The sequence below is a fragment of the Streptomyces sp. NPDC034099 genome, from assembly GCF_055575415.1.
The window spans coordinates 128,197-140,952 of record NZ_JBVISR010000012.1 but is presented as its reverse complement, the minus strand read 5'-3'; the positions used below and the strand labels follow the sequence as shown (position 1 = coordinate 140,952).

Here is a 12,756-nt window from a genome sequence, read left to right as displayed (position 1 = left end):
GCGGGACCGTGCCCGACCATGGGCGCGTCCGGCGATCCCGGGCACCCGTTCCATGAGAGGCGCACCACCCCATGCACGTCACCGGGACCGTCCCCCCACCGGCTCCGGAACCGCAGGCGACCCCCGCGGCCCCCGACCACCCCGCTCCCGCCGACCCCGCTCCCGGCAGCGGACGGCACGCCCGCCGCTTCGGGCTCCCCGTCGCCACCGCCCTGGTCATGGGCAACATCATCGGCGGCGGCATCTTCCTGCTCCCCGCCTCCGTCGCCCCCTTCGGCACCATCAGCCTGCTCGCCTTCGGCGTCCTGACCGTCGGCGCCGTCGCGCTCGCGCTGGTCTTCGGCCGCCTCGCCGCCCGCGACCCGCGCACCGGCGGCCCCTACGTCTACGCCCGCGAGGCCTTCGGCGACTTCGCCGGGTTCCTCGCCGCCTGGGCGTACTGGATCACCACCTGGGTGTCCAACGCGGCCCTCGCCGTCGCCGCCGTCGGCTACCTCGACGTCCTGATCCCGGTGAACGACCACCGCTGGACGGCGTGCCTGGCCGCACTCGTCGTCCAGTGGCTGCCCGCGCTCGCCAACTTCGCCGGCACCCGCTATGTGGGCGCCGTCCAGCTGGTCTCCACCGTGCTGAAGTTCGCGCCGCTGCTGCTCGTCGCGGTCGGCGGGCTGTTCTTCTTCGACCCGGACAACCTCGGCCCGTTCAACGCGAGCGGCTCCAGCGGCATCGGCGCGGTCTCCGCGGCCGCCGCGATCCTGCTCTTCTCCTACCTCGGCGTGGAGTCCGCCGCCGTCAGCGCGGGCGAGGTCAAGGACCCCCGCCGCACGGTCGGCCGGGCCACGGTCATCGGCACCGCGGGCGCGGCCCTGGTCTACCTCCTCGGCACCCTCTCGGTCTTCGGCACCGTCGCCCACGACCGCCTGGTCACCTCGGACGCCCCCTTCTCGGACGCCGTGAACGCCATGTTCGGCGGCGCCTGGGGCGGCTGGGCCGTCGCGCTGGCCGCCCTGGTCTCGATGACCGGCTGCCTCAACGGCTGGACCCTGCTCAGCGCCCAGACCCCCTACGCGGCGGCCAGGGACGGCCTCTTCCCGGCCGCGTTCGCGCGCAGGCGGCGCGGGGTGCCCACGGTGGGCGTCGGCGTCACCGTCGTCCTCGCCTCGCTGCTCACCGTCTACAACTACACCTCCGGCTCGGCGAAGGTCTTCGAGGTCCTGGTCCTCGTCACCACCTTCACCGCCACCGTGCCGTACCTGCTGGCCACGGCCGCCCAGATCTTCCACCTGGTCTCCGGACAGGGCGAGAAGGTCGACCGGGCACGCCTGGTGCGGGACGGCGTGATCGCGGCGGTGGCGGCGGCCTTCTCCCTCTGGCTCGTCGCGGGCGCCGGCTACGCGGCGGTCTACCAGGGCGTGCTGTTCCTGTTCGCGGGCGTGCTCGTGTACGCGGTGATGGCGGCCCGCAGGCGCCGCGCGGAGGGGGCCGCCGCCTCGTGATGGGCCTGCGGGCGGAGCACTACGACCTCGCGACCCGCTGCACCGTCGTCGGACGCTTCCCGCGGACCTTCCCGGTCGGGCCCGCCCACGGGGCCGGTCTTCCGGGTGAGCTGAGCAGTAGTGTGATCGGATGGGGGCGGGAACCCGGGCACGGGCTACCACCACCCCGGTACAGCAAGCGAATTCGAGAGGACCCGCCGTGGCAACCACGCGCTCCGCACACACCGTCTGGGAAGGCAACCTGCTCGAGGGCAACGGTGTCGTCACCTTCGACTCGTCCGGCATCGGCGAGCAGCCGGTGTCGTGGCCGTCGCGCGCCGAGCAGGCGAACGGCAAGACCAGCCCCGAGGAGCTGATCGCCGCCGCCCACTCCAGCTGCTTCTCCATGGCGCTGTCGCACGGCCTGGCCGGCGCCGGCACCCCGCCCACCAAGCTCGTCACCTCGGCCGACGTGACCTTCCAGCCGGGTGAGGGCATCAAGGGCATCCACCTCACCGTGGAGGGCACCGTCCCCGGCCTCGACAACGACGCGTTCGTCGTCGCCGCCGAGGACGCCAAGAAGAACTGCCCGGTCAGCCAGGCCCTGACCGGCACGACCATCACCCTGTCGGCCAAGCTCGCCTGAGCCCGACGCCCCGCGCCCTCCAGCACGTTCACCTTCGGTGCCGGAGGGCGCGGGCGGCCCGGCGCGGCCCGGCAGTCAGCGCCCGCCGGTCAGCAGCAACGGGCCGGGAAGGCCCGTCGCCCCCTCGTCGTACCCGACGGCGGTGACGCCCTGCGGGGTCCAGGCCAGTCCGGTCAGGTACCGGGTGCCGTCCGCACCGCCCGGCGGGACGGACGGCTCCGACCACCGGCCACGGCGCAGCCGCATGACGTACGGTGTGCCGTCCCGCTGTTCCCCGGCGACCGCCACTCCTCCCGGCGCGAGGGTCAGGTCGTTCACGCGACCGGCGTCGGCGGGCGTCGGCACCTGCTTCCAGGAGCGGCCGTTCCAGTGCGCGAGCAGCGCGTGCCCGGTGTCCTCGTCGTCGTCCAGCGTCCGGCCCGCCGCCCAGACGTCGTTCGCCCCGCGGGCCTCCAGGTCGACGAGTTCGCCGTTGACCCCGTTGTAGGGGACCGGTACACGGGACCAGGACGTGCCGTCGTAGTGCAGCATCGACGGCTGGTCCTCGGAGGTGTAACCGGAGACCCACACGTCGTCGTCGGCGAGGGCGGTGACGGAGTTCGTCCACAGAGAGGCGGCGTCCGGCACGGGCACGAGGTGCCACGCCTCGCCGTCCCAGTGCTGGAGCATCGCCTCGGCGTGCGTCTCCTGGATCGTCCCCCCGGGCTTGTCGGGATTGGGCACCTCGCTGTCGACGACGATGAGCCAGCCGACCGCCCACACGTCGTCGCGGGCCCGTGCCGACACGTCCAGCAGTCCGGCGCCGGCGAGTTTCGTCCCCTCGGGCGCCGGCGCGTCGACCACCCGCCACTCGGTGCCGTCCCAGTGCTGGGTGAGGAAGACGCCCCGTGACTCCTCGTACAGACCGACCGCCCAGGCGTTGTCCCGGGACACGGCGCTGATCGCGCTGATCCGGTTGGAGCGGTCGGCGAACGCCGGCATCGGGATCTCCCGCCAGGACCTCTCGCCGTCGTCGCGGGCGAGCAGCAGCGGTGTCCTGGGCTGGACCTTGCCCTCCTGGCCGACCCGGACCCCGTAGACCCAGGTGGTGTCGCCGTCCACCCTGGTGACGCCGGTCAGGGCCGCGTCGCCCACGCGTGTCAGGTCCGTGGCGGACCACCGGGCCTCGGCGTGCGCCGTGGCGGCCGGCACGGTGACCGCGGCCAGGGCCAGGGCCGCGACTGCGGCTCTCGTTCGTACGCGTACTCCACTCATTCTGGGTTCTCCCGCTGCGTTCTCGGTGTCCGACGTCTGCACTCCTTCTCAATGCGGTGGCGGGACAAGGACGTTGCGGCGTCCAGGGGCCCTTTTCCGCCGCCCGGTCCGACGGTCCGGACCGCAACCGGGAGGGCGGGCCACCGCACTTGAACGGTGAGACCGTCCGCGCGGGCGGACGGGGAAAGGGGGGCGGGGTGGATCGCGGTGAGGACGCGCTGCACGACTTCGTGCGTGACAGACGCCTGGCGCTCTTCAGGAGCGCCTTCCTGATGTGCGGCAACCGCGACGAGGCGGAGGACCTGGTGCAGACGACCCTGGTCAAGGTGGTGCTCGGCTGGCGGCGCCTGCAGAGGCTGGACAACGTCGAGGCGTACGCCCGCAAGACGCTGTTCAACACCTTCATCGAGGGCAGGCGCCGGTTCTGGCGGCGTGAGCACGCCTACGGGGAGCTGCCGGAACAGGCCGCTCCCGAGTCCGACTCGGAGACCGGGATGGTGGTGCGGTCGGCGCTGGCCCGCCTCACCCCGCGGCAGCGGGCCGTGCTGGTGCTGCGCTACTGGGAGGACCAGAGCGTCGAGGCGACCGCCGCGGTGCTCGGAATGCGGGAGAACACGGTGAAGAGCCACACCGCCCGCGGGCTGGCGGCGCTCCGCGCCGCGGTGGGGAAGGAGTTCGTATGAGCGACGTCATGGACGACGAGGTGCGGGACCTGCTCGCCCGGGCCGCCGAGAGAGCCGGCAGTCCCTCGTTCGACACGGCAGTGGTGTTCGCCCAGGCGTCCCGAGTGCGCCGAAGGCGCCGCGCGGTGGTGGCCGGCGGGGCGCTGGCCGTCGTGGCCGGCGCGCTGTTCACCGTGTCCGCCGTGCCCTCGGGCGGGGCGGACCGGGCATCGGCCACCGCCGTCCCTTCCGGCGCCCCTCCGACGCACACCGAGCCGGCCGGTGGCTCCGGGCGGGACCGGAGGCTCGCAGGACTGCTGCCCGCCGATGCCGGGGAGGTCGAGGAGATCTCCTTGGCCGTGCTGCTGAAGGACGCGGACCGGGAGACCGCCACCGGCGGGGAGTCCCAGGGCGCCCTGGACGGCTGGTACGCCCTCCGCCGGCCGGACGGCGTCGGCTACCTCGGAGTCGCCCTGCACGACCAGACGTACCTGGACGCGAAGCTCCCCGACGGGCATGGCCCTGCCGCGGACCTCTGCGCGCGGACCGGGACCGAGCCGTCCCGCACCGACTGCGTGCGCGAGGAACTGGCCGGCGGCCGGGTGCTGACCATCTGGCGGCAGCCGCCGGAGCGGAACGAGGACGGCCTGGAGTGGGGCGAGGAACTCACCGGCCGGCTCGTGCTCCCCGACGGCCGGACCCTGTTCGTCCGCGACAGCGCCGGTTACCGCGGCCATGGACAGCTCGGCCCCCTGCTGCGGATCCCGCCCCTGACCCGTGAGCAGCTCCGCGCCCTGATGCTGCGACCGGAACCGGTGGCGGGGAGGTAGGCGGCACGGTTCAGGAGCCCGCGCGCTCCCAGCCCCGCCGGTCCGGGCGCGGCCCCAGTTGTCCGGGGTCGCGCGACCGGTAGACCACGTACGGGCGGGTCAGGTACTGCAGGGGCGCGCTGAACATGTGCACCAGGCGGGTGTAGGGCACCAGGGCGATCAGCACCATCCCGACCACCGCGTGCACGTGGTACAGCACCGGCACGCCCGCCATCAGCTCCGTCCTCGGGTTCAGCGTGAACAGGCTGCGCGACCAGGGGGCGATGGTGCTCCGGTAGTCGTAGCCGTTGCCCGAGGTGTCGGACAGCTTGGCGATCATGCCCAGGAGCAGGGCGCCGAGCAGGAAGACGTACATGAGCTTGTCGTTGGCCGTGGTGGCCCGGAAGACGGGCGCGTTGGTGCGGCGGCGGTAGATCAGGAGGCCGATCCCGGCGACCGCGAGGACCCCGGCGAAGGTGCCGCCGTAGAGCGAGAACAGGTGGTAGGCGTGTTCGCTGATGCCGATCGACTGCGTCCAGGAGGCCGGGACGAACAGGCCGATCAGGTGGCCGGCGAGGACGAACAGGATGCCGTAGTGGAAGACCGGCGAGGCGATGTTGAGGAGCTTGGACTCGTAGATTTGTGAGGAGCGGGTCGTCCAGCCGAAGCGGTCGTAGCGGTGCCGCCAGACCAGTCCCGCGATCAGCAGCGCGAAGGCGGCGTAGGGCAGGACGCCCCACAGGAAGACGTTCATCGGCGGGCTCCGGCGGGTGCGGGCGGCAGAGTGGCGCACACGGCGTCCAGGACGCACGCGTACGGCGTGCCGAAGGCGGTGAGCCGGGAGCGCAGCTGGTCCAGGGCGTCGCGGTGCTCGGTGAGCATCTCCATGTCCCCGGTGCGGGAGACGAACTCGAGGACCGCCGGCAGGAAGTCCGGCAGCTCCTCGCCGGTGAACTCCAGGCCGTGCGCGCGGTACAGCTCCTTGAAGCGGACCAGGGACATCCCGCGGTTGCGGGTGTCGCCGTCGGTCCACCAGCTCAGGTAGAGGCTGTGCCGGTTCTTGAAGTCGAAGACCTCCACGTAGTGCGCCTGGAGTTCGCCCTGCCCGGTCGCCGCAGCGTGGTCGGTGAAGCCGCGCAGCTGGGGCGCCGCCTCGCGCAGCAGGGGCAGCCGGGCGCGGAAGTCGTCGTCGGGATACGTCAGACAGAGCGCCGCCGCCTGGTACAGGACCTCGAAGCCGGGCATCGGATCAGACCTCCCTCTCGTCGTCCGCGGTCTGCCGTCTGCGCAGGATGTGGAAGTTCTCCACCGGCACCAGCGGCAGCCGCCTGCGTCCCGAGTCCTGGCCGAACGGCCCGTCGCCGCCCATGCCGGGGCCGCCGTCGGTGTCGAGACTGCACGTGTCCGGGAGCCCCTCAAGCGCCGACGCCTCCAGCCGGTGCGCGTCCCCGACGGCCGCCGTCGGGATCACGTACCGCTCCTCGTACTTGGCGATCGCCAGCAGGCGGTACATCTCCTCGACCTCCTCGGGGCGCATGCCGACGCCCGCGCAGACGGCCGGGTCGGGGTCCTCGCCGAGGTTCACCGACCGCATGTGGGCGCGCATCGCCGCCAGCTTCTCCAGCGACGCCCGCACCGGACCGGTGTCACCGGCCGTGAACAGCTCGGCCAGGTACTCCAGCGGAATGCGCAGCGTGTCGATCGCGCCGAACAGGTTGTCCGCGTCCTCGCCGTCGTGCCCGGTCTCCGTCAGCGCGTCCACCACCGGCGACAGCGGCGGGATGTACCAGACCATCGGCATCGTCCGGTACTCCGGATGCAGGGGCAGCGCGACGCGGTACTTGCTGACCAGCGCGTGCACGGGGGAGCGGCGGGCCGCCTCGATCCAGTCGAACGGGATCCCCGCCTCCTCGGCGGCCCGCCGCACCCCGGCGTCCTCCGGGTCGAGGAAGACACCCAACTGCGCCTCGTACAGGTCGCGTTCGTTCGGCGTCTCGGCGGCCTCGGTCACCTTGTCGGCGTCGTAGAGGACGACCCCGAGGTACCTCAGCCGTCCCACACAGGTCTCCGAGCAGACGGTGGGCTGGCCCACCTCGATGCGCGGGTAGCAGAAGGTGCACTTCTCGGCCTTGCCGGTGCGGTGGTTGAAGTACACCTTCTTGTACGGGCAGCCGGTCACGCACATCCGCCAGCCCCGGCAGCGGTCCTGGTCGACCAGGACGATGCCGTCCTCGACGCGCTTGTACATCGCCCCGGACGGGCACGACGCCACGCACGACGGGTTGAGGCAGTGCTCGCAGATGCGCGGCAGGTAGAACATGAAGGTCTCTTCGTAGGCGAACCGCACCTTCTCCGAGGCCTGTTGACGCGTGCGCTCCACCATCGGGTCCAGGTCGCCGTAGGCGGGGGCGCCGCCCAGGCTGTCGTCCCAGTTGGAGGACCAGCCGATCTTCATCGGCTTGCCGTCGAGCTGCGAGACCGGCCGCGCGACGGGGTAGTCGGTGCCGAGCGGGGCGTCGGTGAGGTTCTTGTAGTCGTACGTCCAGGGCTCGTAGTAGTCCTTGATCTCCGGGAGCCGCGGGTTGGAGAAGATCCCGGCGAGCTTCTTGAACCGGCCGCCCGCCCTCAGCTTCAGCGCGCCGCGCCGGTTCAGCTTCCAGCCGCCCCGCCACTTCTCCTGGTCCTCGTAGCGGCGCGGGTAGCCCTGTCCCGGGCGGGTCTCCACGTTGTTGAACCAGACGTACTCCATGCCCCGCCGGTTGGTCCACGCCTGCTTGCAGGTGACGGAACAGGTGTGGCAGCCGATGCACTTGTCGAGGTTCATGACCATCGCGACCTGGGCCATCGGGCGCATCAGTACTCGACCTCCTGGGAGCGGCGCCGGACGACCGTCACCTCGTCGCGCTGGTTGCCCGTCGGGCCCAGGTAGTTGAACGCCCAGGACAACTGGGCGTAGCCGCCGATGAGATGGGTCGGTTTGAGGAGCAGGCGGGTGAGCGAGTTGTGGACGCCGCCGCGCTTGCCGGTCGTCTCGGCGAGCGGCACGTTGACCGTGCGTTCCTGGGCGTGGTGCATGAAGACCGTGCCGGGCGGCATGCGGTGCGAGACGATCGCGCGGGCCACCACCACGCCGTTGCGGTTGACCGCCTCGATCCAGTCGTCGTCGGCGACCCCGATCGCCGCCGCGTCCTCGGCGGACATCCAGATGGTCTGCCCGCCCCGGGACAGCGCCAGCATGAACAGGTTGTCCTGGTACTCGGAGTGGATCGACCACTTGTTGTGCGGGGTGAGGTAGCGGACCGTCACCTCGCGGTGCCCGTCGGGACCGAGCCGCGGTTCGCCGAACAGCCGGTGCATGTCCAGCGGCGGCCGGTACACGGGCAGCGCCTCGCCCAGCTCGTGCATCCAGTCGTGGTCGACGAAGAAGTGCTGCCGGCCGGTGAGGGTGTGCCAGGGCTTGAGGTGCTCGGTGTTGAGCGTGAACGCCGTGTAGCGCCGCCCGCCCGCCTCGCTGCCCGACCACTCCGGCGAGGTGATCACCGGCACCGGCGCCGCCTGCGTGTCGGCGTAGGTGATCCGCCTGCCTTCCTGTTCGGCGGCCAGATGGGCCATCTCCTGCCCGGTCTTCGCCTCCAGGGTGCGGAAGCCCTGGGTGGCCAGGCGCCCGTTGGTGGTGCCGGACAGGGCCAGGATGGTGTTGGCCGCCTTCACCGCCGTGTCCAGCGCCGGACGCCCGTCGGCCGGGCCGCCGCGCACCGTGCCGTTCAGGTCTCGCAGCCGCTCCACCTCCTCGTCCGGCCGCAGCGTGATGCCCTTGGCGGGCAGGCCCTTGGCCTCGACCAGCGGGCCCAGCGCGGCGAACTTGGCCCCGATCGCCGTGTAGTCGCGTTCCACGACGACGAGGTTCGGCATGGTCCTCCCGGGCTCCGGATCGCACTCCCCGCGCCGCCAGTCCCGTACGACACCGCCGGGCTGGGCGATCTCGCCGGGGGTGTCGTGCTGGAGCGGCGCGGCCACCAGGTCCTTGCGCACCCCGAGGTGGTCCTCGGCCAGCTCGCTCAGCTTCTCGGCGAGGAGCTTGAAGGTGTCGAAGTCGGTGCGCGCCTGCCACGGCGGATTCACCGCCGGGGAGAAGGCGTGCACGTAGGGGTGCATGTCCGTGCTGGACAGGTCGTGCTTCTCGTACCAGGTCGCGGCGGGCAGCACCACGTCGGAGAGCAGCGTGGACGAGGTGTGCCGGAAGTCCAGTGAGAGCAGCAGGTCGAGCTTCCCCTCGGGCGCCTCCTCGCGCCAGACCACGTCCCGGGGCCGTTCACCGGGCGCCGCCTCCTCGGCGCGCAGCGAGGACTGGGTGCCCAGCAGGTGCTTGGTGAAGTACTCGGCGCCCTTGCCGGAGGAACCGAGCAGGTTGGCCCGCCACAGGGTGACGATCCGCGGCCAGTTCTCCGGCGCGTCCGGGTCCTCGCCCGCGAACTTGAGTGTGCCCGCCCGCAGTTCGGCCACCGCGCCCGCCACCGGGTCGCCGAACGATTCGCCCAGCTCCAGGGGGTTGCGGTCGAAGGTCGGGTACGAGGGCATCCAACCCGTGCGCGCCGACAGGGCGAGGCAGTCCGCGCCCGCCATCCCGTCCAGCCGCCCCTCGCCCAGCGGTGAGGAGAGCACGTCGGCGCGGAAGCGGTCGTAGCGCCACTGGTCGGTGTGCAGGTACCAGTACCCGGTGCCGATCGCCTGGCGCGGCGGGCGCGACCAGTCCGACGCGGCGGCCAGCGACGCCCAGCCGGTCACCGGACGGCACTTCTCCTGGCCGACGTAGTGCGCCCAGCCGCCGCCGTTGCGGCCCTGGCAGCCGGTGAGCTGGAGCAGGGCGAGGAAGCTCCGGTAGATCGTCTCGGAGTGGAACCAGTGGTTGGTGCCCGCGCCCATCAGGATCATGCAGCGGCCCTTGGACCGCTCCGCCGTCCGCGCGAACTCCCGGGCGATGCGGACACAGGCCGCCGCCGGGACCGAGGTGTGCGTCTCCTGCCAGGCGGGGGTCGCGGGCGCGTCGGCGTCCTCGTACGACGCCGGCCAGTCGCCCGGCAGGTCCGGCCGCCCCACGCCGTACTGGGCGAGGAGCAGGTCGAAGACCGTCGTCACCAGCGGTCCGGTCGCGCCACCCAGTCGCGTCGCCGGGACGCCCCGGCGCAGCACCTCGCCGCGCCCCTGCCCGTGCGGGCCGCCCTCGGTGTCGAAGCGGGGGAGCAGCACCTCCACGCCCGACGCCATCTCGTGGCCGTACAGGCTCAGCCGGGGCCGTACGTCGCCCAGGTCCAGGTTCCACCTCCCCTGGTCGGCCTCGTTCCAGCGGAAGCCCAGCGAGCCGTTCGGGACGACCGCGCGGCCCGTCGCCTCGTCCAGGACGACCGTCTTCCACTGGGCGTCGTCACCGCCCTGCCCGAGGTCGGCGGCGCGCAGGAACTTGCCCGGGACGTACGCCCCGTCCCGCCCGGTCAGCGTCACCAGGAACGGCAGGTCGGTGAAGCGCCGCACGTAGGCGTCGAAGAACGGGGTGACCCGGTCGACGAAGAACTCCTTGAGCACCACGTGCCCCATCGCCATCGCCAGCGCGGCGTCCGTCCCGGGGTGCGGGTGCAGCCACTGGTCGGCGAACTTGGTGTTGTCCGCGTAGTCGGGCGAGACCACGACCACCTTCTGGCCCCGGTAGCGGGCCTCCGCCATCCAGTGCGCGTCCGGTGTGCGGGTCACCGGCACGTTCGTGCCCCACATGATCAGGTACGCCGCGTCCCACCAGTCGCCCGACTCCGGCACGTCCGTCTGGTCGCCGAAGACCTGCGGGGAGGCCACGGGCAGGTCGGCGTACCAGTCGTAGAACGACAGCATCGGGGCGCCGATCAGCGAGTGGAAGCGGGCGCCCGCCGCGTGCGACACCATCGACATCGCGGGGATGGGGGAGAAGCCCGCGATGCGGTCGGGGCCGTGGGCGCGGAGGGTGTGCACATGGGCGGCGGCGATCATCTCGACCGCCTCGTCCCAGCTCGCCCGGACCAGACCGCCCTTGCCGCGCGCCCGCTGGTAGCGCCCGCGGCGCTCGGGGTCGCCCTGGATGTCGGCCCAGGCCAGCACCGGGTCCGCCAGCCGCGCCTTCGCCTCCCGGTACATCTCCAGGAGCACCCCGCGCACGTACGGGTAGCGCACCCGGGTCGGCGAGTAGGTGTACCAGGAGAACGCCGCGCCCCGGGGGCAGCCGCGCGGCTCGTACTCGGGGCGGTCGGGGCCGACCGACGGATAGTCCGTGGCCTGGGTCTCCCAGGTGATGATGCCGTCCTTGACGTACACGTTCCACCGGCACGACCCCGTGCAGTTCACCCCGTGCGTCGACGTCACGACCTTGTCGTGGCTCCAGCGGTCCCGGTAGAAGGCGTCCGACTCCCGCCCGCCGACCAGCCCGATGCTGTGCAGGTCGGGTGCCGCGGTGCCCGGCCGGAAGAACCGTCCCGCGCGCAGCAGCGCCGCGCCCGGCTCGGTGGGCGGTGTCCGCGTGTCGGTCACGTGCGCTCCCTTGCTCGCCCTGGTTCCCGAACCTAGGGCCGGGGGCGGGAGCGCACCCGTTCGCGGCGCCCGTACGGGTCAGGACGGGGCGCCGGACGTCCGGGTCAGGGCTTGCGCGCCACCCCCGCGTACACCGGCACGATGCCCTCCGCCCGGACCGCCACGTCCTCCGGGTCCGGACGCCAGCCGGTGACCGGGATGATGCCGGGGCCCAGCAGCTCCAGGCCGTCGAAGAAGCGCGCGAACTCGGGGAGGGTCCAGGGCTCCTCGTCCACCGGGTAGTTGTCCTTGCCGCCCAGCCACCAGTCGTAGACGCGGGCCGGGTGCGGCCGGCCGGTGTCGAGGGGCGCGGGCTCGGAACCGGTCATGCGGTGTCGTCTCCTCAAGGGCCGCCGCGCGGACTCGTGGGCTGCGTGCAGGTCGTCGCCGGTCAGAAGGTCTCGCGGTACGCGCGCAGGATCTTCTCGGTGCGCTGGGTCGAGGCGGCACGCGCCGTCATGTGGTCCAGGACCTCCAGGTGCGCCGAGACCTCGGTGCGGGAGTCCAGGTACAGGGCGCCCGTCAGGTACTCGGTGAAGACCATGTCCGGCAGCTCCGGCTCCGCGAACCGGAACAGGGTGAACGGCGCGTACGTCCCCGGGTGCGGCCCGTCCTCGAACTCGGCGACCTGGAGCGTCACCCGGTCCCGGCCGGCGAACTCCAGCAGCTTGTCGAGCTGCTCGCGCATCACCCGGCCGTGGATGCTCACCGGCCGCTTCAGCACCGTCTCGTCCATCACCACCCACAGGTGGGGCGGGTCCGGGCGCTCCAGCAGCCGCTGCCGCTCCATGCGCAGGGACACGTGGCGCTCCACCGCGTCCCCGCCCTCGTTGCCGATGGTCCCGGCCTCCAGGACGGAGCGTGCGTAGTCCTCGGTCTGCAGCAGCCCGGGGACGAAGTGCGGCTCGTAGGAGCGGACGATCCGCGCGGCGCCCTCCAGGCTCACGTACAGGCTGAACCAGTCCGGCAGCACGTCGTGGTACCGCTGCCACCAGCCCGGCTGGTTCGCCTCCTCGGCGAGCGCGACGAACGCCGCGACCTCGTCACCGGCGACTCCGTACGCCGTCAGCAGTATCTGGACATACGGTATTTTCAGCGAGACCTCGGCCATCTCCATGCGCCGCACCGTCGCCGGGGCCACCCGGAGCACCTTGGCGGCCTCCTCGCGCTTGAGGCCCGCCGTCTCCCGCAGTTCCTGCAGCCGTCTGCCGAGGACCACCTGGCCCACGGTGGGTGCGGCCCGCCGCTCGCTCACGCCACGCCTCCCCAACGCGCCCAAGTCACACCGCAGTCTGTCATGTTCCTCTGTCAGTCTCACAGGG

At 72.3% G+C, this 12,756-nt stretch carries 10 protein-coding genes and 2 pseudogenes; 4 read left to right on the top strand and 8 right to left on the bottom strand.

Features of this window, described 5'->3' with window-relative positions; genetic code table 11:
• The first annotated feature begins 71 nt into the window (after positions 1–71).
• Entirely contained in the window at positions 72–1,496 is a 1,425-nt protein-coding gene (locus tag ACZ56V_RS30330; protein ID WP_398915942.1) for an amino acid permease, read from the top strand.
• Positions 1,497–1,695: 199 nt separating this feature from the next.
• Positions 1,696–2,121: an OsmC family protein gene (locus ACZ56V_RS30325; RefSeq protein ID WP_468946696.1), complete on the top strand. Its 426-nt coding sequence runs from the start codon at positions 1,696–1,698 to the stop codon at positions 2,119–2,121.
• Positions 2,122–2,196: 75 nt separating this feature from the next.
• On the opposite strand, the gene ACZ56V_RS30320 is transcribed toward ACZ56V_RS30325, so the two are convergent.
• A complete protein-coding gene (locus ACZ56V_RS30320) occupies positions 2,197–3,375 on the bottom strand; it encodes a hypothetical protein (protein WP_467382787.1) in 1,179 nt (392 codons plus the stop codon).
• A 197-nt stretch (positions 3,376–3,572) separates the two neighbouring features.
• Here ACZ56V_RS30320 and ACZ56V_RS30315 point away from each other — a divergent pair, with 197 nt between their 5' ends.
• Both ACZ56V_RS30315 and ACZ56V_RS30310 read left to right on the top strand, forming a co-directional pair.
• Positions 3,573–4,058, top strand: a complete 486-nt coding sequence (locus ACZ56V_RS30315; RefSeq protein ID WP_356369751.1) for a SigE family RNA polymerase sigma factor — start codon at positions 3,573–3,575, stop codon at positions 4,056–4,058.
• A complete protein-coding gene (locus ACZ56V_RS30310; protein WP_468946693.1) occupies positions 4,055–4,867 on the top strand; it encodes a hypothetical protein in 813 nt (270 codons plus the stop codon). Before ACZ56V_RS30315 ends, ACZ56V_RS30310 begins: the two co-directional genes overlap by 4 nt.
• 10 nt (positions 4,868–4,877) lie before the next feature.
• On the opposite strand, the gene narI is transcribed toward ACZ56V_RS30310, so the two are convergent.
• The 7 genes and pseudogenes from narI to ACZ56V_RS30275 form a co-directional block, all read right to left on the bottom strand.
• Positions 4,878–5,600, bottom strand: a complete 723-nt coding sequence (narI, locus tag ACZ56V_RS30305; RefSeq protein WP_398915947.1) for a respiratory nitrate reductase subunit gamma — start codon at positions 5,598–5,600, stop codon at positions 4,878–4,880.
• Complete coding sequence (narJ, locus tag ACZ56V_RS30300) at positions 5,597–6,091, bottom strand: nitrate reductase molybdenum cofactor assembly chaperone (protein ID WP_398915950.1); 495 nt, start codon at positions 6,089–6,091, stop codon at positions 5,597–5,599. Before narJ ends, narI begins: the two co-directional genes overlap by 4 nt.
• Positions 6,092–6,095: 4 nt before the next feature.
• Positions 6,096–7,700: a nitrate reductase subunit beta gene (narH, locus tag ACZ56V_RS30295; protein WP_468946689.1), complete on the bottom strand. Its 1,605-nt coding sequence runs from the start codon at positions 7,698–7,700 to the stop codon at positions 6,096–6,098.
• Positions 7,700–11,395, bottom strand: coding sequence for a nitrate reductase subunit alpha (locus ACZ56V_RS30290; protein WP_398915954.1), 3,696 nt, complete (start codon positions 11,393–11,395; stop codon positions 7,700–7,702). The genes narH and ACZ56V_RS30290 overlap by 1 nt, the downstream gene beginning before the upstream one ends.
• Positions 11,396–11,499: 104 nt before the next feature.
• Positions 11,500–11,658: pseudogene (locus ACZ56V_RS30285) on the bottom strand (SAM-dependent methyltransferase); the annotation flags it as partial.
• A 12-nt stretch (positions 11,659–11,670) separates the two neighbouring features.
• Positions 11,671–11,763 (bottom strand): annotated as a pseudogene (locus tag ACZ56V_RS30280) (SAM-dependent methyltransferase); the annotation flags it as partial.
• A gap of 62 nt (positions 11,764–11,825) precedes the next feature.
• Complete coding sequence (locus ACZ56V_RS30275) at positions 11,826–12,689, bottom strand: helix-turn-helix domain-containing protein (protein ID WP_398915956.1); 864 nt, start codon at positions 12,687–12,689, stop codon at positions 11,826–11,828.
• Positions 12,690–12,756 lie beyond the last annotated feature (67 nt).

Coding starts and splice junctions, on each gene's coding strand:
- narH (WP_468946689.1), bottom strand. CDS start 7,700: ATGCGCCCGATGGCCCAGGTCGCGATGGTCATGAACCTCGACAAGTGC.
- narJ (WP_398915950.1), bottom strand. CDS start 6,091: ATGCCCGGCTTCGAGGTCCTGTACCAGGCGGCGGCGCTCTGTCTGACG.
- ACZ56V_RS30310 (WP_468946693.1), top strand. CDS start 4,055: ATGAGCGACGTCATGGACGACGAGGTGCGGGACCTGCTCGCCCGGGCC.
- ACZ56V_RS30320 (WP_467382787.1), bottom strand. CDS start 3,375: ATGAGTGGAGTACGCGTACGAACGAGAGCCGCAGTCGCGGCCCTGGCC.
- ACZ56V_RS30330 (WP_398915942.1), top strand. CDS start 72: ATGCACGTCACCGGGACCGTCCCCCCACCGGCTCCGGAACCGCAGGCG.
- narI (WP_398915947.1), bottom strand. CDS start 5,600: ATGAACGTCTTCCTGTGGGGCGTCCTGCCCTACGCCGCCTTCGCGCTG.